This is a genomic window from Arthrobacter sp. 05L428, from assembly GCF_056397665.1.
Genome location: NZ_JBFTNW010000002.1, coordinates 294,937 through 317,363 on the forward strand (window position 1 = coordinate 294,937; position 22,427 = coordinate 317,363).

A 22,427-nucleotide genomic window follows, 5' to 3' on the forward strand; every position below is an offset into this window, starting at 1 on the left:
TGTGGCGCGGCCCGCGGCCGGTTGTCCGGGGAGCGGTGGGTGGTTAGTGGCCGTCGACGCCGAGGCTGGCCAGGAGCGAGGCCCGCATTCGGGCCAGCTCCGCGGAAGCCCGGTCCCGGGGACGTTCGCCGGGGACGACGACGGTGCGGACAATCGTCGCGCCCGGCGCCGGGGTGCCGGATTCGGTTCCGCGGGCTGGTTCCTTGCCGAGGACGATGATGCGGTCGGCCAGCTGGAGGGCTTCGTCGACGTCGTGGGTTACCAGCAGCACGGTGGTGGGCTCCGCCCGGTGGACCTGCAGCAGCAGGTCCTGCATCTTGATCCGGGTCAGGGCGTCGAGGGCGCCGAAGGGTTCGTCGAGCAGCAGGACGCCCGGGTTGCGGGCCAGGGCGCGGGCCAGGGAGGCACGCTGGGCCATGCCGCCGGAGACCTCGCGCGGCCGGTGCTTGGCGAAATCCTGCAGGCCCACGAGTTCAAGGAGCCGGGCGACCTTGGCCTTGCCGTCCCTGGCGCTGACACCGGTGGGCAGGCCGATGGCGATGTTGGCCTGCAGGGTGTGCCAGGGCAGCAGGCGCGGCTCCTGGAAGGCGAAGGCGCAGCGCGCATCCACACCCTGTACCTGGACGCCGTCGATCTCGACGGCGCCGGCACTGGGGGCATCGAGGCCGGCGGTGGCGCGCAGCAGGGTGGACTTGCCGCAGCCGGACGTGCCCAGGATGGCGAGGACTTCACCGGCCAGGACATCGAAGTCCACGTCGCGGAGCACGGTGTGGGCTTCGCTGCCGGAACCGAACGCTCGGCGCAGGCCGCGGAAGGACACCGGCAGCGCGGGCGTGCGGGTGGTTTCCCCGGCGGAGGCGTCCGCGGACGCGACAGTTGCGGAGGGGGACAGGACAGCAGTCATAGGAGTACTCCATCGATCCTGGCAGTAGCACCCTACGGAACGAGCCTCCGGCACGGGTGGTCAGTCCGGCCGTTCCCGTGGCTCGCTACCTTGCTATCGGCGGGTTCCGGGGAGGAACTCCGACGACCAGGGTTGCTGCGGCTTCATCGATCCAGGTCTCTCGGCCGCTCGGGATGGTCACTACCCACTAAAACGGAATCACCGATTTCCCCCAAATCCGGCGCGTAATATTCGGACACCTGCCCGCTTCCCCTGGGCTGCCGGTCGATTGTTCGAAATGCGGCCCGGGCCGTCCGGCGCGGCACGGCCCAGTCACTGGTCGGCCTTAGGCTGTGCACATGACCCATGTGAACGACCCCGCGGTTATCGAACGGCTCCTGCGCACCAAGGGCAGGTGGGCGATCGTGGGCCTGACCACCAACGAGTGGCGCGCCGCCTATGACACGTCGCTGTATATCCGCGACCGGCTCGGCATGGAAATCATCCCGGTCAATCTTCCGGCCGACCCGGTACACGGCGAGACGGGCTACGCCAGGCTGTCCGACATTCCGGCGGCCAAGCAACCGCCCGACGTCGTGGACTGCTTCGTGAATTCGCACAGGGTGGGCGACGTGGTGGACCAGGCGATCGCCGTCGGAGCGAAGGCTCTCTGGCTGCAGCTGGGCGTCATCGACGAAGCCGCCGCCGCACGTGCCAAGGCGGCCGGCCTGGACGTGGTCATGAACGCGTGCCCGGCCCAGGAGGCGCCGCGCTTGGGGCTCTGACGGCCGCCGTCGCCGACGGCGACCACTGCCGGTAGCTGCGCTGACGGCCGGGCTAGGCTGGGAGCATGGACGCAGCAGCACTCCGCAGGATTTGCCTGGGCTTCCCGGGCGCCTTCGAGGACTATCCGTTCGGCCCCGATACCGCGGTCTTCAAGGTCCGCGCCGCGGTGCCCGGCGGGGCCCGGCACGAGGCCAAGATGTTCGCCCTGTCCGCACTGGACCCCGCGGACTTGGTCGTGAGCTTGAAGTGCGAACCCGCGCTCGCCGAACAGTTGCGGGCTGCGCATCCGGAAATTACCGGCGCCTGGCACCTGAACAAGCGGCACTGGAACGGGGTGCGGCTGGACGGTTCGTTGCCGGATTCCATGGTCCGCGACATGGTGGAGGACTCCTACGACCTTGTGGTCGCCGGCCTGAGCCGCCGCCAGCAGGAGCAGCTCGGCTGGGCCCGGCTGGCCCGCGGGGAGGCGCAGCCGTGACCGGGCCGCGGATTGCCGGCGGCGAGCTGAACTATGCGGGGATCGGCGCCACCGAGACCGGCGGGCTGCCGGACGGGATCGAGTGCCTCGTCACCCAGGCCTACGTCGGCGACGGTGAAGCCGCCTACCGCCGGGCGGTGCAGGGCCTGCTGACCTGGCAGCTGCACAAGCGCGCCGGGTTGCGCGTCCGGGCGGAGTCCGACGTCGTGCGCCCGGGGACGCGCGTGGTGAGCGGGTTCGGCGTCGGCCCGTTCCGGATCAACGCGCCCTGCGAGGTGGTGTGGGTGCGCCGACCCGTAGCCGGCGGCGGGCCGCAGTCCGCGGGATTCGGCTACGGGACCCTGCCCGGGCATCCGGTCCGCGGCGAGGAATCGTTCGAAATTTCGCTCGACGAACAGGGTCTCGTGCTGATCAAAGTCACCGCTTTCGGGGTTCCGGCCAACTGGTTCTACGCGGCCGGGGGCGCCGTCACCGCCGGGGCGCGCCGGATCGTCACTTCCCGATACCTTAGGAGTGCGCAAGAACTGGCCGCAGGTGTGAACTGAGAGGTGCAGAAAATGCTGAATCAACAGACCCTTGACCGCTTCTGGAACTTTGACGACCCCGGCCTTTCGGAGGCCCGCTTTCGCGCGGCGATCGCGGATTCGGCTTACGACGACGACGAACGTGCCGAGCTCGCCACCCAGCTGGGCCGTGCGATCGGCCTGCAGGGCAGGTATGAGGAAGCCGACGCGCTGCTGGACTCCATCGACGGCGACGAACCCACGGTGGCCGTCCGGGTGCTGCTGGAACGCGGCCGAGTGCTGAACAGCAGCGGCCACGCCGAGATGGCGGTCCCGCTGTTTGAGCAGGCCGCCGAACTCGCCGACCACCTGGGCGAGGATTTCCTGGCCGTCGACGCCCTGCACATGCTGGCGATCGCGGACACCGCGCACGCCGAGACGTGGACCCGCAGCGCCCTGGAGTACGCGTCCACGGCGCATGACGCCCGGACCCGGCGCTGGATGGTGGCGCTGCACAACAACCTCGGCTGGACGCTGCACGAGGCGGGACGCTGCGCCGAGGCCATGGTCGAGTTCCAGCTCGCCGAGCAGTGGGCGGAAAGGGTGGGCACGCCGCAGCAGCAGGAACGCGCCCGGGCGGCCATCGATGCCTGCTGACGCTCTGCCAGAATTGAAGCTCCGGAATTCCCAATGAAAGGCAACAACTCGTGATCTTCATCGTCGTTAAATTCAAGGTCAAGCCCGACTGGTCCGAGCGCTGGCTCGGCCTCGTGGAGGACTTCACCCAGGCCACCCGGCAGGAGCCCGGCAACCTGTGGTTCGACTGGTCCCGCAGCGTGGAGGACCCCAACGAATTCGTCCTGGTCGAGGCCTTCAAGGACGACGCCGCCGGCGACCACGTCAACAGCAGCCACTTCAAGCAGGCCATGGCCGACATGCCGCAGGCACTGCAGGAGACCCCCCGGATCATCAGCCGCCAGTTCGACGGAGAGGGCTGGGACCGGATGGGCGAGCTCACCATCTGACCGGTGTCGATTGCTCCGAGCTTGTAAGGCTAGGGAGCCGGTGGGGAGCAGTCGATAGGCTGGGGTCATGTGGATCGGTTGGATTGAATTCGACGTCCTGCTCGGCGACGTTCACAGCCTGAAGGAGAAGCGCTCAGTCGTGCGGCCCGTCTTAGCCGAGCTCAAGCGCCGCTTCGACGTCTCCGTGACCGAGGCCGGATTGCATGACCAGTACCGGCGTGCCGAAATCGGCGTCGGCCTGGTCGCGGCGGACCGGGCGCACCTGATCGAGGTGCTGGCCGCCGTCGAACGCTTCATGGCCGCAAGACCGGAACTCGAGCTGCTCAGCGCCCGCCAGCGCGAACTGCGCAGCGACGATTAAGAAGCAACGCGGGGTCACTTACCGCCCATCCCGAGGGGATTTATGGGCGGTAAGTGACCCCGCGTTGCTTGGAGCCGGAAGTGCTAGCCGAAGTACTTCGGCAGGGTCGCCTCGTGGGCTTCGCGGAGTGCGTCCAGGCCCAGGGTGTCGACGCCGTTGATCTCCAGCTTGCCGCTCTCCGCGTCCACGACGCCGATCCGGACGTGCTCGAAGCCGCGGGCGGTGCACATGTCTTTGAACCGGATTTCCTCCGAGCGGGGCACTGCCACAATGGCGCGGGCCTGGGACTCGGAGAAGAGCGCGGTGAACAGGTCCACGCCGTCGCGGTCCATCACGTCCTGCAGCGAAATGCGGGCACCGACGCCGTAGCGCAGCGCGGACTCGACGAGGGCCGCCGCGAGGCCGCCTTCGGAGAGGTCGTGCGCGGAGTCGACCATGCCGTCGCGTGAGGCGTTGATCAGGATTTCACCGAGCTCGCGTTCCGCGGCGAGGTCCACCTTGGGCGGCAGGCCGCCCAGGTGTCCGCGCAGGTTGGACCATTCCGAGCCGTCCAGTTCCGCCGCCGTCGTGCCCAGCAGGTAGATGGCCTGGCCGTCCTCGCGCCAGCCCGAGGGCGTGCGGCGGGCGACGTCGTCCAGCTTGCCGAGCACGGCGACCACCGGGGAGGGGTGGATCGGCACGCTTCCGGTCTGGTTGTAGAGCGAGACGTTGCCGCCGGTGACCGGGATGCCGAGCACCATGCAGGCGTCGGACAGGCCGCGGATGGCCTCGGCGAGCTGCCACATGACGTCGGGATCCTCGGGGGAGCCGAAGTTCAGGCAGTCGCTGACGGCCATCGGCACGGCGCCGGAGGTGGCCACGTTGCGGTACGCCTCGGCGAGGGCCAGCTGCGCGCCGTGGTACGGATCGAGGTAGGTGTAGCGGCCGTTGGCGTCGGTGGCCAGGGCCACGCCCAGGCCGGTTTCCTCGTCCACCCGCACCACGCCGGCGTCGTCCGGGAACGCCATGGCGGTGTTGCCGCCGACGTAGCGGTCGTACTGGTCGGTGATCCAGGACTTGGAGCACATGTTCGGCGAGGCGACGAGCTCGGTGACCGCGGCGGCCAGTTCCGCCGGGGCGGCGGGGCGGCCGGTGTCCTGCACGGAGCCGGTGAAGGCGTCGGCCTGGACGGCGTCCTGCCACTCCGGGCGGGCGTACGGGCGGTCGTAGACCGGACCGTCGTGGGCCACGGTGCGCGGGTCGACGTCGACAATCACTTCGCCGTCCCAGGTAATGATCAGGCGGCCGGTGTCGGTTACCTCGCCCAGCCATGAGTACTCCACGGCCCACTTGTCCATGACCGCTTCGAACGCGGCGATGTTCTCCGGGGTGACCACGGCCATCATGCGTTCCTGCGACTCGGACATCAGGATCTCGCCCGGCGTCAGCGTGGGGTCGCGCAGCAGCACGGAGGTCAGCTCGACCTCCATGCCGCCGTCGCCGTTGGAGGCGAGCTCGGACGTGGCGCAGGAAATGCCGGCCGCACCCAGGTCCTGGATGCCCTCAACCAGGGATCCCTTGAAGAGTTCCAGGCAGCATTCGATCAGGACCTTCTCGGCGAAGGGGTCGCCCACCTGCACGGCGGGGCGTTTGGAGGGCTTGGTGTCATCGAAGGACTCCGAGGCCAGCACCGAAGCGCCGCCGATCCCGTCGCCGCCGGTGCGGGCACCGAACAGCACCACCTTGTTGCCCTTGCCGGAGGCGTTGGCGAGGCGGATGTCCTCGTGCCGCATGACGCCGACGGCGAGGGCGTTGACCAGCGGGTTGCCCTGGTAAACGGAGTCGAAGACCATTTCGCCGCCGATGTTCGGCAGGCCCAGGGAGTTGCCGTAGCCGCCGATGCCGGCCACGGCGCCGTGCATGACGCGGGCGGTGTCCGGGTGGTCGATGGCGCCGAAGCGCAGCGGGTCCATCACGGCCACCGGGCGGGCGCCCATCGAGATGATGTCGCGGACAATTCCGCCGATGCCGGTCGCGGCACCCTGGTAGGGCTCCACGAACGACGGCGAGTTGTGCGACTCGATCTTGAACGTCACGGCCCAGCCGTCGCCCAGGTTGGTGACACCGGCGTTCTCGCCGATGCCCACGAGCATGTCCTTCTTCATCTCCTCCGTCACCTTTTCGCCGAACTGGCGCAGGTGGTTCTTGGAAGACTTGTAGGAGCAGTGCTCGCTCCACATCACGGAGTACATGGCCAGCTCGGCGCCGGTCGGGCGCCGTCCGAGGACCTTGACGACCTCGTCGAACTCGTTTTGCTTCAGGCCCAGCTCGGCCCAGGGGAGCTCGGTGTCCGGGGTCCGGGCCGCGTTCTCCACGGTGTCGATGTTGAACTTCTTGGCGGTCTCCGCGGGCGTCGCCACTGCGGGTGTCTCCGTCATTTGTTGTCTCCCACGATCTTGTTCAGGACAGAGGTGAAGAAGCCGAGGCCCTCGGTACCGGAGCCTTCTTCCGGGCCGAAGCCGGCTTCGACGGCGTGCTCGGGGTGCGGCATCAGGCCCACGACGTTCCCGGCGGCGTTGGAGATGCCGGCGATGTCGCGGCGGGAGCCGTTCGGGTTCCAGCCGACGTAACGGAACACCACGCGGCCCTCCGCCTCAAGCGCGTCGAGCGTCTTCTCGTCCGCGATGTACTGCCCGTCCTGGTTCTTCAGCGGCACCGTGATTTCCTGGTCTAGGGCGTAGTCGCGGGTCCAGTCGGTGGTGTTGTTCTCGACCCGCAGGACCTGGTCGCGGCAGAGGAACTTCAGGTGGTCGTTCTTGATCATCGAGCCGGGCAAAAGGTGCGACTCGGTGAGGATCTGGAAGCCGTTGCAGATGCCGAGGACCGGCAGCCTGGCGTCCGAGTTGGCGGCATCGATGACCTTGGCCATCAGCGGCGCGAAGCGGGAGATAGCACCGGCGCGGAGGTAGTCGCCGTAGGAGAAACCGCCGGGGATGACGACGGCGTCGACGTCGCCCAGGCTGGTGTCCGCGTGCCAGAGGGCCACCGGGGTGGCGCCGGCCAGGCGCACCGCGCGGGCGGCGTCGCGGTCATCGAGCGTGCCCGGGAAGGTGACGACGCCGATCTTGGCACCGGCGAGCTGGGGGTGAGCGGCGACGGCCACGGCCTCACCGATCAGGGGAAGTTCAGTCATCTCAGGCCTCGACGACCTCGACGTTGACTACGTCCTCAATGACCGGGTTGGAGAGCAGGGTTTCCGCGGCGTTCCGGGCCTGGGCCAGGATCTCCTCGGTCACCTCGCCGTCGACGGTCAGTTCGAAGCGCTTGCCCTGGCGGACAGAGCTGAAAGCGGTGAAGCCCAGGCGGGGCAGTGCACCCACGATGGCCTTCCCCTGCGGGTCGAGAATCTCGGGCTTGGGCATGACGTCGACAACGATCCGGGGCATCCGGCAACTCCTGTGCGTGAGCATTGGGTAAGGGCGCAGCGGAGTAGTGCCGTCTCACGCCGATCCGCTGTGTGGTGAGGACAACGGTGTTTAACAACAACATGGAACGGGCGCTCCGCGAGCTTGCACGCCCATTCTACCGGGCGGCGTGCATCACGGCGCATTCGTGACCGGGCGGTGCTCCCGGCGGCCCGGGTCTGGGGCGGCTATGGTCTCTGCAGGGTGCGCTCAGTAGGATGAGCCCCATGGCTGAGAAATCGAAATCCGTGTTGCTTCCTGTGATGGCCGCCGCCGTCTTCGCGGGCCTCGGCAGGATGGTGCTGCAGAAGATCAAGGCGGACCGGGCAGCCAGGTCCAGCAACGTGGCCGGCCCCCTTGATGACAAGACGAGGGCCTGGATCAGCGAGGTTGTCCGAACGCCCCGCCAGTAGCCAGCGGCCGCCTGACAGCGCGTAGCGGCCGCAAAAACAACCCATGCCAGCCGGGACGGCGCTGCCGTCCCGGCTTTGCCATGCCCAGCGGGGCCACGCTACTTGTAGAGGGATATGACTAATTTTGATTGGTCACCTGTGGCCTATGTCATATCCGGCTCTCAGTCTGTACTGTATGAATCGGCTGGTATCCGCCGGGGACGGGAGTCAACTACTGTTCCCGAACCCGTACCAGACCGTCGTCCCCGGCAAAGGCGCCGGGACCGTTCCTTCTGAAAGGTTCAAATCACTCGTGAAATCACCAGGAAAGAGCTTCCTTCGAAGCGGGGGACTCCGGAGGGCCGCGGCACTGACCCTGGGCTTGCCGGTTCTCCTTTCAACAGTTGCCATCGCGCCCGCCACCGCGGCGCCGGCCCAGGGATCCACCGTCGCCGGAATCGCGCAGAAGAGTCTGGACCCCGCCAACTACCCGGACGGCCGCTACATCGTCCTGCTGGCTGAAAAGCCGGCGGCCACCTACGACGGCAGCACGAACGGGATGCCGGCCACGAAGCCCGCCAAGGGCAAGAAACTCGACGCCAACAAGGCCGAGGTCAAGAAGTACCGCGCCCACCTGGAGAAGAAGCAGGCGGACGTCGCGGCTAAGCAGAATGTCAAGATCCAGCGCCAGTTCTCCGCTGCGGTGAACGGCTTCAGCGCCACGCTCACCACGGACCAGGCCGTCAAGCTCGCCAAGGACCCCAACGTCCTGACAGTGGCCCCGGATACGGAAAACGCCCCGGATTACTCCAGCACCGACTTCCTCAAGCTCAGCGGCCCCAACGGCACGTGGAACACCAAGTTCGGCGGCCAGGATGCCGCCGGCAAGGGCGTCGTCGTCGGCGTGATCGACACCGGCTACACCCCGGACAGCGCCTTCTTTGCCGGCGAAGAGGTCAAGCCCCTCGTGGGCTCACCTGTCGTCGGCGTCCCCTACCGCACCGCTGACGGCAAGATCGCCATGCTCAAGGCCGACGGCGAGACCTTTACCGGCGAGTGCCAGAAGGGCACCGGAACCGGCGCCTCCTTCGACGGCTCCGCCTGCAACTCCAAGGTCCTGAGCGCGCACTACTTCGCCGATGACTTCCTGCGCTACGTTCCGGCCGGCGACCGCGCCCCGGAGGAGCAGTTGTCCCCGGTGGACGTTGCCAGCCACGGTACCCACACGGCCAGCACGGCTGCCGGCAACAAGAACGTTGAGACCTTCGTTGACGGCCGCAGCTTCGGCCTGACCAGCGGCATCGCGCCGGCGGCGAAGCTTTCCGTCTACAAAGTCTGCTGGGAAGACACCGATCCCGACACGGGCGGCTGCTACAGCTCCTCGTCGGTGGCCGCCGTCGAGCAGGCCATCGAGGACGGCGTCGACGTCCTGAACTACTCCATCTCCGGCTCCGCGACTTCCGTCATTGACCCGGTTTCGGTGGCCTTCCTGAACGCAGCGGCCACGGGCATCTTCGTTGCGGCGTCCGCCGGCAACTCCGGTCCCACCGCCAGCACCGTCAACCACGGCGCACCGTGGGTCACCACCGTCGCCGCCAGCAGCTTCTCCCAGGAGCTCCAGGGCACGGTGGAATTCGCTGACGGCACCAAGTTCCGCGGCGCCAGCATCATGAACCGCGAGGTCAAGGACGCCGGCGTCGTGCTGGCTGCCAACGCGGCCGCCACCGCCGGAAACGCCAACGCGGCGCTGTGTGGACCTGACACCCTGGACCCCGCCAAGGTTGCCGGCAAGGTCGTGGTCTGCGACCGCGGTGTCTTCGACCGCGTCGCCAAGAGCGCCGAGGTCAAGCGCGGCGGCGGCGTCGGCATGATCCTGGTGAACCTGAGCAGCTCCTCGCTGGACGCTGACCAGCACTCGGTCCCGACCGTGCACGTGAACCCGCCGGCCACCGCGGCCATCAAGGCCAAGGTCACGGCCACCCCGGACATCAAGGTTTCGCTGGTCAACAAGGACACCACCGGCCTGCCGCTGGAGGCCCAGCCGCAGATTGCCGGCTTCTCCTCCCGCGGCCCGCTGCTGGCCACCGACTCGGACCTGCTCAAGCCCGACGTCGCCGCTCCGGGCGTCGCGGTGCTCGCAGGCGTGTCACCCATCGGTGAGGGCGGTGCCAAGTTCGGCTTCATGTCCGGCACGTCGATGGCTTCCCCGCATGTTGCCGGCTTCGGCGCCCTGCTCCTGGGCAAGAACCCGACCTGGTCGCCGGCCGCGGTGAAGTCCGCCATGATGACCACTGCCTCCGACGTCAAGCTCGCCGACGGGTCCAAGGACACCGACGTGCACGCCACCGGCGCGGGCGAAGTCGATCCCGCCCGCATGGTTGATCCGGGCCTGGTCTACGACGCCGACATCGAGGACTACCTGAAGTTCATCCAGGGCACCGGTGTTGACCTGAAGCTGCCGACCAGCACCAAGCCGCGGGACATGAACGTGCCGTCCTTCGCGCTGGGCAACCTCACGGGCAAGATTGAGGTCACCCGTACGGTCACCGCACTCACCCCGGGCGTCTACCAGGTCTCGGCCAATGTCCCCGGCATCAAGGTCAGCGTCGCTCCGGCCGCCCTGAACTTCAAGGCAGCCGGTGAGAAGCGTACCTTCAAGGTCACCTTCGAAAACCAGGGTGCGGCGCTCGGCAAGTTCGCCATGGGCTCGCTGACGTGGCGCGGCGCGGGCAAGACCGTCTCCTCGCCGATCTCGGTCCGCCCGCAGTCCGTGGTGGCCCCGAAGGACGTTTCCTTCACCACCCAGTCCGCCACCGGTTCCGGTGACATCAACGTGGTCTCCGGTACGAACGGCGCGACCAGCATGACCCTGGACGGCCTGTCCAAGGCGGATTCCTCCGCCGTGGAACTGGTCCCGGGTCCGTTCACCGGCCGAGCCGACGCCTCGACGTTCGTCAAGACCGTCACGGTTCCGGCCGGGGTGCCGCTGGCGAAGTTCTCGGTCCTCTCTTCGGACCCGAACTCCGACTTCGACATGTGGGTTGTGACTCCGCGCGGCGTCGAGCAGGTCGCGACGTCCTCCTCCAGCGAGACCCTGTCGATCGCCAACCCGGCCGGCGGCAAGTACACGATCTACGCGAACCTGTACTCCAGCCCGGACGGCAAGGCCCGCAAGGCCTCTGTGGATGCAGCAGTGCTCGGCGCCAATGTGGGCAACGCAACCCTCTCGCCGAACCCGCTGAAGCTGACCAACGGCAAGGCAGGCAAGCTCACGCTTAACTGGACCGGGCTCGCCGTTGGCTCGTACATCGGCCGGGTGACCTTCGAGGGCGCCAGCGAACCGACGTTCGTCAGCGTGGTCGTGACGCCGGCCGGCACCACCTCGGTTGCTCCCGCCTCGGGGGCTCCGGCCACCGTAGTGAACCAGAACCCGGCGCAGGTCCGGAACAACGCCATCTAGGCAGTTGAACTAACAACAGCGATGGCCGGCGGTTTTCACCGCCGGCCATCGCTGCTTAATGCCCGCCTCAGATGGCCCCGGTTGATCCCGCTGTGCCGCCCAGCAGTGGCGCCATGGCACGCCAGCGGGCAATTTCGCAGCCGTCGGTACGGCTGAATTCGCTACGAACGTCGCGGCCCAGGTAGCGTCCGGTGACCACGGCCACCTGCGGGCCGCCGTACTGCTGGGTGCACAGCCGGGGCGGGCCGGGGAGGGGGAAGAAGATTTCCTCGCCGTGCTGGCGGAGTGCCTCGAGTGCCGCGGCAGGATCCGGCAGGGTGGATGCGGCGGAGGCCCCGCCGTCGTCGGCGACCAGGCGGAAACTGACCTCCGGCGCCCCGGGCGCCTCCGTCAGCGTGATGGTGAGGTCGACGTCGTGCGGGCTGTCCGCTCCGTGGGTGGCCGTCATGGGCGTCCTTCCTGGGCCGCGGGAAGCGGGGGAGCCGCGACGGCGGCGGCCTCCAGCAGCGGCGTGAGTTCCTGCAACAGCCGTCGGCGCAGTTCCTGCGAGGCGTCGGCGAAGGCCCGCTGGTGCTCCACGTATTCGGCTTTGCCATCCGGGGTCTCGATCCGGATCGGCGGGTAACCCCATTCGCTCAGTTCGTAGGGGGAGGCCTGCATGTCCATTGCGCGGATCCGCCAGGAGAGTTCGAAGCAGTCCATGACCAGCTCGCTGGGCAGCGCGGGCGCCAGTTTGTAGGCCCACTTGTACAGGTCCATGTTGGCGTGCAGGCAGCCGGGCTGTTCCATGGTCCGTTGGTTCTCGCGGCTCGGCTTCAGGGTGTTCAGCGGCACCGCGTCCGGGGTGTAGAAGCGGAACGCGTCGAAATGCGAGCACCTGATCCGGTTGTCCTCGACCACCCGGTCCGTCTGCTCGGAACCGAGCCGCAGCTTCAGGTACTCGTGCCGCAGTTCGAATTTGTCCTGACGGTAGACCATGGCCCACTCGTGCAGTCCGAAGCAGCCGAACTGCGCCGGCCGGGCGGCCGTCCCCGCCAGGATGATGCCGGCAAACTGCACGGCGTCGCGCCGCTCGCCGAGGAACCGTTCGACGTCCACCGTCACCGCATCCGTGCCGGGCGCCAGACCCGCGGCGGCGAGTTCGCCGGCGTCGGGCACGCGGTAGTACTTCCAGCCGGAACGCTCCGCTGCCGCCGGCCCGGACAGCACGACGCCTGCGCCCGGGTGCCAGCGCAGCAGCTGGCCAGGTTTTTGGGTGTAGTACGTGAAGAGGAAGTCTTCCACCGGGTGCTTTTGGCCGGCCGACCTCCGGGCAAGGTAGGGATCGGAATAGGTGCGGACGCGCTGCTGGTGGGCGGCTTCGCGCGCCAGCCAGGCGTCCTGCGGAAGGTGCTGCAGTTTAGACAGCCCCTCCGGTTGAGCCAAGGATGTCCTTAGCGGCCTTCCACTGGGCGATCTCGCAACCGTCCCGCAGGCCGAACTTCGACTCGACTGCCTTACCGTCGACGGAACCGGTGACGGTCGCCTGGTCCGGGCCGCCGTACTGCTGGGTGCACGCCTGGTCGGTGGCCCGGGGTGCGGGGCTGAGGAGCGCCGCATTCTTCTTCAGGGCGGCGCAGGCCGCAGCGGCGCTGGGGTGCTTGCTTTCCGCCGCCGGAACGCCGTTCTGGCAGACCAAGGTGTAGTTGACGGCCTTCGCGCTTTCGGAGGGCTTGATCATGATGGCCAACTCGGCGTTGCCCTGGCCGGGTCCGGCGGTAGGGGCCTCGGCCGACGGCGAGGGAGCCGGCGCGGTGGTTTCGGTGTCGGCGGAGGGGGTGCCGGTCGGCGTCGAGGCGGAGGCAGGGCCGGTGGACGAGGCGCTCGGCGCAGGTCCGCCGCCCGGTGAGCAGGCAGCCAGTCCGACGGCCGTCATCAAGATGAGCGCTGTGGGAATCAGGTTCTTGCGCATGGGCTCTTCTCCTCGGTCTCAGCCCCATTCTAGCGCCGCGGCCGGTCCCGGGCGCGGGGCGGAAGTACCCTAGCTGCGGGTAGTGCCGTCCGCCGCCCGGGTGGCGTCGATGAGCCGCATCATGGCGGCATGCAGTTCGCCGACCTGCTCCCGGTCCAGGCCCAGCCGGGCCATCATGGTGCCGGGGACCGCCGTTGCTTGTTCCCTCAGCGCCGCGCCGCGGGGCGTCAGCCGCACGGCGAGGCTGCGCTCGTTGCCCTCGGCCCGTTGCCTGGTGATGTAGCCCGCCGCTTCAAGCCGCCGCAGCAGCGGCGAAATCGTGGCCGGTTCCTGGGCGAGGGCATCGCTGATGTCGCGGACGGTCCGGGGGCTGGATTCCCACAGACAGAGCATCACGAGGTACTGCGGGTGGGTGAGTCCCAGCTTGTCGAGCACCGGTTTGTAGGCGCCGACCACGCTGCGGGACGCGACGGTCAATGCGAAGCAGAGCTGGTGTTCCAGCAGGAGGTCCTCGTCCACGACGGCGGCTGCGGGACTTCCGGGGGTTCCGATGACATCGGTCATCCGGCCTCCTTCAAATAGTTAGTGTGCTAATGATTAGCGTACACTGGTGGAACATCAGGTACGAAGGAGTGGGTAGCGATGGCTAAGGACAACACCGCCCAGCGGTTCATGCGGGCGACCGGAAAGCTGCGGGCCGTCTTTGGCCCGGCCAGCCGAACCTCGCTCGGCCATGAGATGACGGAGCAGAACCGCCAGCTGCTGGCCCAGCGGCAGGCCGAGACCCAGCAGTGGGAGACCCTGCACCGGCCAGACGGCAGCACTTACGTGGTGCCCCGCAACCCCGAGGACAAGTCCCTGCGCTAGGCCGGCCCGGCCCGCGCCGCTGCCTAAGCGGCGGGATCCGACCTTCGCACCGGCGAGGGTTCCCACCGCGCATTTTGCCGCCGTCGGGCGTAAAATGGGCACACTGGCGCCGCCCGCGCCACCGCTGTTCCGAATGGCCCATTAGCAGGAAATGGCCTTTCAGTAGGAGAGGGGGTGGGAAATATGGCACATGCGCTGAGGAAGGCTGCACTGAGCCGGCACCTGCACCCATCGTCCTGGGTGCGATTCCTGTTTGGACCCGCCTCGCGGGGGGATACCACCGCTCCGGTCGTGCACAGGCACGATGATTACGAGCTAGCGTCGGAGACCGATCTCGCCGGCTTCGAAGTGGAAACGGACTCGCAGGGACATCATTACGCCGTCCGCCGGGAAGACCTCCCGAAGGAACAAGTCTGACCCGCGCGGGGGCAGGACGGAAACGAAGAAGGGAGCGGCAGGTGCCGCTCCCTTTCTTATCGGCCGCGAAGCGGTCCGTGGCCTCCAGAAGTCCTAGCGGCCCGTGCCGCCGTAAACCGTGGCCTCGTCCTCGCTGTCCAGGTCGAAGGCCTTGTGGATGGCGCGGACGGCGTCGTCCAGCAGGTCGGCGTGGGTCACCACGGAGATGCGGATTTCCGAGGTTGAGATCATGTTGATGTTGATCCCGGCCTCGGAGAGTGCTGCGAAGAACCGTGCTGAGACGCCAGGGTGCGAGCGCATTCCGGCGCCGATCAGGGACAGCTTGCCGATCTTCTCGTTGTATTCGATGTTCTCGAAGCCGATCTCGGCCTGTGCGGCGCGGAGGGCGGCGAGGGCGTCGGCGCCTTCGACGATCGGCAGCGTGAACGAGATGTCCGTCCGGCCGGTGCCGTGGGTGGAGACGTTCTGGACGATCATGTCGATGTTGGAGTGCGCGTCGGCGATGACCTGGAAGATGGCCGCAGCCTTGCCGGGGATGTCCGGAACGCCGACCACCGTGACCTTGGCTTCGGAACGGTCGTGTGCAACGCCGGAGATGATTGGCTGCTCCAAGGCAACTCCCTCTTGAATCGTGATCTTGTCATCGGCGCTGGGCAGGACCCAGGTGCCTTCGTTCTGGCTGAATGAGGAGCGGACGTGCAGCGGCACCCCGAAGCGGCGCGCGTATTCCACGCAGCGCAGGTGCAGGATCTTGGCGCCGGAGGCCGCGAGTTCCAGCATTTCCTCGCTGGAGATTCGGTCGATCTTCCTGGCGGACGGGACTACGCGCGGGTCCGCGGTATAGATGCCGTCGACATCGGTAAAGATCTCGCAGACATCGGCGTCGAGGGCCGCGGCCAGCGCCACCGCCGTGGTGTCCGAGCCGCCCCGGCCGAGCGTGGTGATCTCGTTCGTGGTGCGGCTCATGCCTTGGAAGCCGGCGACAATCGCGATGTGCCCCTTGTCCAGGGCCGTGCGGATCCGGTGCGGGTCAACGTCAATGATCCGGGCCTTGCCGTGGATGCCGTCGGTGATCATGCCGGCCTGGGAACCCGTGAAGGACTGGGCGGAGGCGCCGTATTTGTTGATGGCCATCGCGAGCAGGGCCATGGAGATGCGCTCACCGGCGGAGAGGAGCATGTCCATTTCCCGGGCCGGGGCGGAGTCGGTCACCTGGGCGGCCAGGTCGAGGAGTTCGTCGGTGGTGTCGCCCATGGCGGAAACAACGACGACGACTTCATCGCCGGCGTTGTGGGCGTCCACCACGCGCCGGGCGACCCGTTTGATACCTTCCGCGTCCGCCACCGAGGAACCGCCGAACTTCTTCACGACGAGGTGTTTGGTGGCGGCAGGAATCGCGGGCAGCTCCTGCGGCTGCGGTCCGGGGTGGACTTCGGTAGTGGGCAAACTCATGCGCGCACCCTCACTGGATCATCGGGGTTCTGGGCGAAGCTACTAAACGGCGCAGCCGAACGGCGCGACAGCTACTTCTGAACCAAGTTTATCGCCGTCGGCGGCCCGGAGTTGAATTGTGACCGAACGCCAGACGGACCGGGCCGCTGCCGGTGCCCGCTCTTGGTGGACATGCCCGTCGTCCGTCCCGGGGAGAGGACATGTCCCGCTGCGGCCGTGGACATGCCCGTTCGTGGGCACGGAGGGTGGACATGTTCGTCGGCGGCCTTGGACATGTCCACTCCCGTGCGCGGAGGATGGACATGTGCGTTTGCGGCGTTGGACATGTCCACTCCTGTGTTCGGGGGATGGGCATATGGGCACTATGTCCATTCGCGGCAGGGGCCGTTGGGCATGTCCATCGGCCGTGCCCGCCGTGTTTGCCCCGGCCCCCCTGCGCGCGGTAACTGGTTCAGTCGAGCCGGTCGAGCCGGTCGAGCCGGTAGCGCCAGGACGGAAGCTTCTTGCCCGCAGTGTCCTCGGCCGCGGTGAAATAGCGGTCCTGCCGGAAGCCCAGGCTTTCCAGCAGTCTGCGCGAGGGGAGGTTGGGTTCGTAGACGCCGGCGAAGACAGTCCGGCTTCCACGGGCGGTGAACAACCATTCCACGAGGGCGCCGGCGGCTTCCCTGCCGAGGCCCAGCCCGTGGTGATCCGGGTGCAGGATGTACCCCAGGCTCGCGGCATGGGCAGGGATCCTGCCGGGCAGCGGGGGAGCCTCTGAGTTCCAGGTCCGGCCGTCTCCAATGACCTCCCCGCTGGCCCGGAGCTGGATGGCCCAGGCGAAACTGAACCACTCTGCGGTGGAAGCCGCCGCAGCGGCCTGCACTTTCCGCGACCGGGCGCTGTTCGCGTCCGGGCTGAGGGCTTCGTGGGAGAGATACCGCACGGCATCCGGGTTGCCGCGGAACCGCAGGACGGCGCCGTCGTCGTCGGCGGTCAACGGACGCAGGATCAGGCGCTCGGTGCCGATTGGGGCGGGAGCGCCGCCGTCGGGGGCCACTGGGCCCGTCAGCTCAGCGCGTTGCGGCGGCCTTCGAAGGCGCGGCCCAGCGTGACTTCGTCGGCATATTCGAGGTCGCCGCCGACCGGGAGGCCGGACGCGAGCCGCGTGACGGCGATGCCGATCGACTTGAGCATCCGGGCCAGGTAGGTGGCCGTTGCTTCGCCCTCGAGGTTGGGATCCGTCGCGATGATGATTTCCTGGATGGCGCCGTCGTTGAGCCGGGTGAGCAGCTCGCGGATCCGAAGCTGTTCCGGGCCGATCCCGGCAATCGGGTTAATGGCGCCGCCCAGTACGTGATAGCGGCCGCGGAAGGAACGGGTGCGCTCCACCGCCAGCACGTCCTTGGACTCCTCCACAACGCAGATCACGGAGGGGTCGCGGCGCGGATCCCGGCAGATGTTGCACAGCTCCTGCTCGGTGACGTTGCCGCAGACCGTGCAGAACTTCACCCGCTCCTTCACCGACGTGATGGCCTCGACCAGGCGCTTCATGTCCTGCGGATCGGCTTCGAGGATGTGGAAGGCAAGCCGCTGGGCGGACTTGGGCCCGACGCCGGGAAGGCGGCCGAGCTCGTCGATCAGCTCCTGAACTGCACCTTCGTACACAATTTCCTCGTTCGTTTGGGGGAGTGGCGGCCGGTGCGGCCGCCGGGAGGGCTAGAAGCGCGGCGCCAGCGGGCTTCCGTCCAGGGAACGCTCTTCCAGCAGCTTCCCGCCCAGAATACGCTCGACGGCGGCGCGGCCGAAGACGCCCGACTCCTCGATGGTTTCGTCGTCGGCGCTTGGGACGTCCTGGACGTAGCTGGTGGCGGCGACGGCGGCGCGCGCCGGTGCCTTGGCCCGACCGGCTTCCGCCTCGGGGCTGTTGGACAGGCGCTGGTAGAGGCTCTGCCGTCCGGAGGCTGCAGGGGCGCCGACCGGAGCCGTGGCCGCGACCGGGGAGGCCGCGGCGGTGATGACCGTGGGCCCGGCGGCGGCAGGGGCGGGCCCGGCCGCAGGTGCCCGGGTGGCAGTGGCGCCGTCAAATCCGGATCCGGATCCGGCGGAAAAGGCGCCTACCGGCTCCGGGATCTGGGCAGCCGCGGGCTCGTAGTGCGGCGGCTCCGGCTCGGGGGTGCGTTGCGCGGACTCCGCCACGGCCTCCGTGGAGGTGTGCCGCCCCACGTTCAATTCCGTGCCGACGGTCCAGACCCCGGGGGACTGCTCGACGGCGCGTGCCCACGGGTCCTCGGCGGCATCCTTGGCGGCCGGGGCAGATGACCGGGTCGTAGCGGGGGCTTCCTTGCTGGACCGGGCTCGGGCCGGGGTGCGCGCCGGTGCGGGCGCCGCTGGGGACGCGGGCCGGGCGGCTTCCGGGGCTGAGGGATCCCAGTCCAGCGGCGGCTCTTCATCCAGTGGCGGGGCGTCCTCGTCCCGCGGGGGACCCCAGTCGTCGTCCGGGTACGAGTACGAACCACCGGGCTCGGAGGCGGGGCCGTCGGTCGGCGCAGGGGCCGGGCCTGTGGGCGCGGCGGTCGCTGCCGGCGCCTGCTCGACCGGGGCCGGTCGGGCAGGCTCCGGTGAGGTCGCAGGTGCGGACTGCGGCGCGGGCGTTTCCGCGGCGGCGGCAGGTCCGGTTTCGACCCCATTGCCGGCCGTCGACGGGGATTCCGGGGCAGCCCCGGTCGCGGCGGGGGCAAGGCCCCATGCCACATCCGCCGACGTGGCCGGAGCCTCCCGGCTAGCGGGCGCTTTTGGGTTTGGCTCAGAGCTCGCTGAGCTGTTGGTGCCGCCGGCGACGGCCGTGATCTGGCAGTCGATGCCGATTGTCTTGTGGATCGCCTGACGCAGGTTCTCGGCGTGGTCCGCCCGGCCGAAAGCGCCGGCGAGCCCGGATGTCGTGAAGGAAAGGGTCAGGACCTGATCCTCGAAGTGCCCCACCTGCGCATTGGGTTCGACGAGCGCCCAGGTGCTGCGCTTGATCTTGGTCAGGGTCTGCAGGATCTCGGGCCACGCACGGCGCAAGACCTCGACGTCGGCTCCGGACCCGGAGACCGCCGCGGGGGCGGGTGCAAGGGCTGGGGCAGGCGTCGCTGCAGCGGCGCCGGCCGCGGGGCGCTCGGCCGGTTCATTCCGAGCCGGTTGGGCCGGAGCCGCCGGTGGGGACGGGGCGGTCTGGGCCGATTCGGTCGGTGCCGGCGGTTCTTGCTCCGGGCGGGAGGCGCCGTTCTGAGACGCGGATTCCTCCACCGGCCAGTCGCTGGTGCTGACCCGCGGCGCCGTGAGCGCTGGCCGTTCCGGCTGCGCTTCCTGCGGCAGCGCCTCCGGGGCCGGGCTGGCCGAGGGCGCGCTGGTGGCGGCAGCCGGGGTCCGGCCCGAGGTTTCGGCAGGCCGGTTGGAGAGCGGGGCGGGCGGAGTTGCCCGAGGTGCCTGCGGCGCTGCCGGGGCGGCGGCGGCCGGTGCCGGTGCCGGTGCCTGAGCGGCAGCCGGCGACGATACCGGGGCGGGCGTCCCGACGTCGTTCCCGGCGTAATTCAGGCGCCGCTCCACCCGGTCGATCCGGGCGGCGATGCCGCGTTCAGTCTGCTCGGAGCTGGGCAGCAGGATGCGGGCGCACAGCAGCTCGAGGTGCAGCCGGGGGGACGTGGCACCGGTCATCTCGGTGAGCGCCGTGTTGGTCACGTCTGCAGCGCGGGACAGTTCGGCCGCGCCGAGGTTGTGTGCCTGGTTTTGCATCCGCGCGATCTGGTCCGCGGGCATGCCCCGCAGGATCGATTGGGCGCTCTCCGGCATGGCCTGCACGATGATCAGGTCACGGAAACGCTCGAGCAGGTCCTCGACGAAGCGGCGGGGGTCGTGGCCGGTCTGGATGACGCGGTCCACGGCGCGGAACACGGTAGCGGCGTCGGACGCGGCGACAGCCTCGACGACGTCGTCCAGCAGGGAGGCATGCGTGTAGCCCAGCAGGGCCACAGCCAGTTCGTAGTCCAGGCCGTTCGGGCCGGCGCCGGCCATGAGCTGGTCCAGCACGGAAAGCGAGTCCCGCACGGAGCCGCCGCCGGCGCGGATGACGAGCGAGAGTACGCCCGGGGCCACAGGTACGTTCTCCTGCCGGCACAGCAGTTCCAGGTATGCCATGAGCGGCTCCGGCGGGACCAACCGGAAGGGGTAGTGGTGGGTGCGGGACCGGATGGTGCCGATCACCTTGTCCGGCTCCGTGGTGGCGAAGATGAACTTGATGTGTTCCGGCGGCTCTTCGACGATCTTGAGCAGCGCGTTGAAGCCGGCCGAGGTGACCATGTGGGCTTCGTCAATGATGAAGATCTTGTAGCGGTCGCGGACCGGGGCGTAGGTGGCGCGTTCGCGCAGGTCACGGGCGTCGTCGACGCCGCCGTGGCTCGCGGCGTCGATCTCGATCACGTCGAGCGAACCGGCGCCGCCGCGGGCCAGTTCGATGCAGCTGGGGCACACGCCGCAGGGGGTGTCGGTGGGGCCTTCGGCACAGTTCAGGCAACGCGCAAGGATGCGGGCGGAGGTGGTTTTACCGCAGCCGCGTGGGCCGGAAAAGAGGTAGGCGTGGTTGACGCGGTTCTTCCGCAGGGCCGTCATCAGCGGGTCGGTGACGTGTTCCTGCCCGATAACGTCCGCGAACGAATCGGGGCGGTATCTGCGGTAAAGAGCGGTAGTAACAGTCACAGCTAAACCCTACCAATCGGCACAGACATAAAAGACCCCCCATGCACCCGCCAGAGCCCATTTACCCTTGCTACCTTCCGGTCCTGGGGGAGTTCAACAGGATGACGCCACATGAGGGGCCGTCGATTAGTTTACCCGACGATCGGGCGTGCCCCGAATCCGGGTGTTGGCCTGCTGTTTCGCGGCGGGACATGCCCATTCTTCGGGCCGCGGCGTGGGCATATGGCGACTATGTCCAACGTCCGATGGGAGCGTGGGGCATGTCCCGTGGCCGCAGGGCGGAGGGCTCAATTGGGCGAAGCCGGGAAGTTCAGGTAGTCTAGTATCTGCTTTTGATTCAGAAGCTACTGGAGAATTCGCCTAGCGGCCTATGGCGCACGCCTGGAACGCGTGTTGGGTTAACGCCCTCGGGGGTTCAAATCCCCCATTCTCCGCGTTTGGCCCCGGTCCATCGGACCGGGGCCTTTTTGCGTCCTGAGCCAGCGCGCCGCAGACGCGGGCCCCGCCGCAGTGAGGGTCCGCCGCCCAGTCACACTTACTCCGCGAACCCCAGCCGGCGGAGCCTTTCGCGTGCTGCCTGCTCGCTCGGGCCAACCCGCCCCAGGGCGAGATGGACGACGCTTAGGGTGACTTTCGTCGCCAGTTTCACCGGCAGCGGGATCGGGCCCATCCTTGCGGTCCGAAGCCCCAGCATCTTCCGGTATTTTGGCTCCAGGCTGGACACCGCTGCCGCAAAGAGCACCCGGTACCCGGGCCTGAGTGCGGGGTGGAGCGGGGGATCGCGGATGAAGGCCACGGTTTCGGCAACCTTGGCGCCCGAGGCCAGTTCGCCGTCGTCGTACCAGCGGTCAAGCTGCCGGCGCATATCAGCCTCGCTCAGCGGCGGCGCCTCCACGCCCATCAGCGTCCCCGCCTGCGCCCACTCGCGGACGTAGGCGTCCGGGCCGCCCGGAATCGGCCCGCCCCAGATATTGTGCGCGGACAGAAAGGCATCCGTGAAAGCGATGTGCACCCAGCGGAGCAGCTCCGGATCGTTCGCCGCGTAGGGCCGCACGACGCCGTGGCCGTCGGTGAATTCTCCGTGCACCGACTCGTGCAACCGCAGCACCCAGCCGGACGCGGCGCGGGCGGCCCCCGTGGACCCGTAGGAGACGGTGAAGATCCAGCGGATGGTCCCGGCGAGCCGGCCCAGGGGGTCTTCGCGGAAGCGGGAATGGTCGTGCACCCCGGCCAAAGCCCCCGGGTGCAAGGCCTGCATCAGGAGGGCGCGGATGCCGGCAACAATCGTCGGCATGCCCCCGTGCACCGCCCAGACGGCGGAGCCCGGAAGGTGGAAGCCGGCGTCGTCGCCCTCAGCCAGGCGCCCCACCCACTCCGGGACCGCATCCCGGGTTCCGGTGAACGTCTGTTTGAGCTCGGACTGCCACTCCCTGAGGACATTGCGCATACTCCTATTCTTACCCGGTCGGTGCTGGGCCGGTACCTGTTTTCCCTGCGGGGCTACTGGGGCGCCACCCAATCCGCCGCGCGGTGGCCCGAAACCGCCCCGAACCTCGCGCGGAGCCAGACATTGCGGAGGTTCACAGACCCGGTCGAGTGTGTTCACATAAGGGGGTGGGCCCGTTGGGATGGGGGCCTGGCGGAAAAATCGCGGGAGTCACATCGTGGGAAAACACTGGGGAAACTCAACGAG

General features: G+C 68.5%; 23 protein-coding genes, 1 tRNA gene and 1 other RNA gene. 11 read left to right on the forward strand and 14 right to left on the reverse strand.

From position 1 onward, the window contains the following. Window positions 1-43: 43 nt before the first annotated feature. Complete coding sequence (locus AC1DH3_RS07755) at window positions 44-904, reverse strand: ABC transporter ATP-binding protein (protein WP_476908987.1); 861 nt, start codon at window positions 902-904, stop codon at window positions 44-46. A 338-nt stretch (window positions 905-1,242) separates the two neighbouring features. Here AC1DH3_RS07755 and AC1DH3_RS07760 point away from each other — a divergent pair, with 338 nt between their 5' ends. The 6 genes from AC1DH3_RS07760 to AC1DH3_RS07785 all read left to right on the forward strand — a co-directional run bounded on the left by AC1DH3_RS07760 (window position 1,243) and on the right by AC1DH3_RS07785 (window position 4,036). After that, on the forward strand, window positions 1,243-1,668 hold the full coding sequence (locus AC1DH3_RS07760) for a CoA-binding protein (RefSeq protein WP_476892880.1): 426 nt from the start codon (window positions 1,243-1,245) through the stop codon (window positions 1,666-1,668). A 65-nt stretch (window positions 1,669-1,733) separates the two neighbouring features. Beyond that, window positions 1,734-2,147, forward strand: coding sequence for an MmcQ/YjbR family DNA-binding protein (locus AC1DH3_RS07765; protein WP_441417908.1), 414 nt, complete (start codon window positions 1,734-1,736; stop codon window positions 2,145-2,147). After that, window positions 2,144-2,692 carry a DUF1990 family protein gene (locus tag AC1DH3_RS07770; protein WP_476908988.1) on the forward strand — a complete coding sequence of 183 codons (549 nt, stop codon included), beginning with the start codon at window positions 2,144-2,146 and terminating at the stop codon, window positions 2,690-2,692. Before AC1DH3_RS07765 ends, AC1DH3_RS07770 begins: the two co-directional genes overlap by 4 nt. Window positions 2,693-2,704: 12 nt before the next feature. Next, on the forward strand, window positions 2,705-3,307 hold the full coding sequence (locus AC1DH3_RS07775) for a tetratricopeptide repeat protein (RefSeq protein ID WP_441417906.1): 603 nt from the start codon (window positions 2,705-2,707) through the stop codon (window positions 3,305-3,307). Window positions 3,308-3,357: 50 nt separating this feature from the next. Continuing rightward, on the forward strand, window positions 3,358-3,675 hold the full coding sequence (locus tag AC1DH3_RS07780; protein WP_441417905.1) for a putative quinol monooxygenase: 318 nt from the start codon (window positions 3,358-3,360) through the stop codon (window positions 3,673-3,675). Window positions 3,676-3,742: 67 nt separating this feature from the next. Beyond that, window positions 3,743-4,036, forward strand: a complete 294-nt coding sequence (locus tag AC1DH3_RS07785) for a DUF503 domain-containing protein (RefSeq protein ID WP_441417904.1) — start codon at window positions 3,743-3,745, stop codon at window positions 4,034-4,036. An 83-nt stretch (window positions 4,037-4,119) separates the two neighbouring features. Here the strand turns inward: AC1DH3_RS07785 and purL are convergent, their stop codons facing one another. The 3 genes from purL to purS are packed head-to-tail and all read right to left on the reverse strand — an operon-like array spanning window position 4,120 to window position 7,461. Continuing rightward, on the reverse strand, window positions 4,120-6,453 hold the full coding sequence (purL, locus tag AC1DH3_RS07790) for a phosphoribosylformylglycinamidine synthase subunit PurL (protein WP_476908989.1): 2,334 nt from the start codon (window positions 6,451-6,453) through the stop codon (window positions 4,120-4,122). Further along, window positions 6,450-7,208: a phosphoribosylformylglycinamidine synthase subunit PurQ gene (gene purQ, locus AC1DH3_RS07795; protein ID WP_476908990.1), complete on the reverse strand. Its 759-nt coding sequence runs from the start codon at window positions 7,206-7,208 to the stop codon at window positions 6,450-6,452. The genes purL and purQ overlap by 4 nt, the downstream gene beginning before the upstream one ends. A 1-nt stretch (window position 7,209) precedes the next feature. Further along, on the reverse strand, window positions 7,210-7,461 hold the full coding sequence (gene purS / locus AC1DH3_RS07800) for a phosphoribosylformylglycinamidine synthase subunit PurS (RefSeq protein WP_011690410.1): 252 nt from the start codon (window positions 7,459-7,461) through the stop codon (window positions 7,210-7,212). 245 nt (window positions 7,462-7,706) lie between these two features. Between purS and AC1DH3_RS07805 the strand changes: the two genes are divergently transcribed. Together AC1DH3_RS07805 and AC1DH3_RS07810 are read left to right on the forward strand one after the other, a co-directional pair. After that, window positions 7,707-7,892: a hypothetical protein gene (locus tag AC1DH3_RS07805; protein ID WP_441417901.1), complete on the forward strand. Its 186-nt coding sequence runs from the start codon at window positions 7,707-7,709 to the stop codon at window positions 7,890-7,892. A gap of 292 nt (window positions 7,893-8,184) precedes the next feature. Further along, complete coding sequence (locus tag AC1DH3_RS07810) at window positions 8,185-11,331, forward strand: S8 family serine peptidase (protein WP_441417900.1); 3,147 nt, start codon at window positions 8,185-8,187, stop codon at window positions 11,329-11,331. Between the two features lie 67 nt (window positions 11,332-11,398). Here AC1DH3_RS07810 and AC1DH3_RS07815 read toward each other — a convergent pair whose 3' ends face one another. From AC1DH3_RS07815 to AC1DH3_RS07830, 4 genes are all read right to left on the reverse strand, one after another. Next, entirely contained in the window at window positions 11,399-11,779 is a 381-nt protein-coding gene (locus AC1DH3_RS07815; RefSeq protein WP_441417899.1) for a serine protease inhibitor, read from the reverse strand. Beyond that, entirely contained in the window at window positions 11,776-12,756 is a 981-nt protein-coding gene (locus tag AC1DH3_RS07820; protein WP_441417898.1) for a 3-methyladenine DNA glycosylase, read from the reverse strand. Before AC1DH3_RS07820 ends, AC1DH3_RS07815 begins: the two co-directional genes overlap by 4 nt. Continuing rightward, a complete protein-coding gene (locus AC1DH3_RS07825) occupies window positions 12,731-13,282 on the reverse strand; it encodes an SSI family serine proteinase inhibitor (protein WP_441417897.1) in 552 nt (183 codons plus the stop codon). The genes AC1DH3_RS07820 and AC1DH3_RS07825 overlap by 26 nt, the downstream gene beginning before the upstream one ends. Before the next feature lie 69 nt (window positions 13,283-13,351). After that, window positions 13,352-13,846, reverse strand: coding sequence for a MarR family winged helix-turn-helix transcriptional regulator (locus tag AC1DH3_RS07830; RefSeq protein ID WP_441417896.1), 495 nt, complete (start codon window positions 13,844-13,846; stop codon window positions 13,352-13,354). Window positions 13,847-13,924: 78 nt separating this feature from the next. Here AC1DH3_RS07830 and AC1DH3_RS07835 point away from each other — a divergent pair, with 78 nt between their 5' ends. Together AC1DH3_RS07835 and AC1DH3_RS07840 are read left to right on the forward strand one after the other, a co-directional pair. Next, window positions 13,925-14,149 (forward strand): hypothetical protein, encoded by a 225-nt coding sequence (locus AC1DH3_RS07835; RefSeq protein ID WP_175322223.1) that lies wholly within the window; start codon window positions 13,925-13,927, stop codon window positions 14,147-14,149. 183 nt (window positions 14,150-14,332) lie between these two features. Next, window positions 14,333-14,566, forward strand: coding sequence for a hypothetical protein (locus AC1DH3_RS07840; protein ID WP_441418171.1), 234 nt, complete (start codon window positions 14,333-14,335; stop codon window positions 14,564-14,566). A gap of 93 nt (window positions 14,567-14,659) precedes the next feature. Here the strand turns inward: AC1DH3_RS07840 and AC1DH3_RS07845 are convergent, their stop codons facing one another. The 5 genes from AC1DH3_RS07845 to ffs all read right to left on the reverse strand — a co-directional run bounded on the left by AC1DH3_RS07845 (window position 14,660) and on the right by ffs (window position 20,858). Next, window positions 14,660-16,018 carry an aspartate kinase gene (locus AC1DH3_RS07845; protein ID WP_175322225.1) on the reverse strand — a complete coding sequence of 453 codons (1,359 nt, stop codon included), beginning with the start codon at window positions 16,016-16,018 and terminating at the stop codon, window positions 14,660-14,662. A 451-nt stretch (window positions 16,019-16,469) separates the two neighbouring features. Further along, window positions 16,470-17,057 (reverse strand): GNAT family N-acetyltransferase, encoded by a 588-nt coding sequence (locus AC1DH3_RS07850; RefSeq protein WP_476908991.1) that lies wholly within the window; start codon window positions 17,055-17,057, stop codon window positions 16,470-16,472. An 8-nt stretch (window positions 17,058-17,065) separates the two neighbouring features. Beyond that, window positions 17,066-17,665 carry a recombination mediator RecR gene (gene recR, locus AC1DH3_RS07855; RefSeq protein WP_441417894.1) on the reverse strand — a complete coding sequence of 200 codons (600 nt, stop codon included), beginning with the start codon at window positions 17,663-17,665 and terminating at the stop codon, window positions 17,066-17,068. Between the two features lie 51 nt (window positions 17,666-17,716). Then, window positions 17,717-20,734 (reverse strand): DNA polymerase III subunit gamma and tau, encoded by a 3,018-nt coding sequence (locus tag AC1DH3_RS07860; RefSeq protein WP_476908992.1) that lies wholly within the window; start codon window positions 20,732-20,734, stop codon window positions 17,717-17,719. 27 nt (window positions 20,735-20,761) lie between these two features. Further along, window positions 20,762-20,858: signal recognition particle sRNA small type (gene ffs / locus AC1DH3_RS07865), an RNA gene on the reverse strand. Between the two features lie 225 nt (window positions 20,859-21,083). Here ffs and AC1DH3_RS07870 point away from each other — a divergent pair. Beyond that, window positions 21,084-21,168 (forward strand) — tRNA-Ser (locus AC1DH3_RS07870). A gap of 101 nt (window positions 21,169-21,269) precedes the next feature. Here AC1DH3_RS07870 and AC1DH3_RS07875 read toward each other — a convergent pair. Beyond that, the gene (locus AC1DH3_RS07875) at window positions 21,270-22,181 is read right to left on the reverse strand and encodes an oxygenase MpaB family protein (RefSeq protein WP_476908993.1); all 912 of its coding nucleotides are present in this window, start codon (window positions 22,179-22,181) and stop codon (window positions 21,270-21,272) included. Window positions 22,182-22,427: the final 246 nt, after the last annotated feature.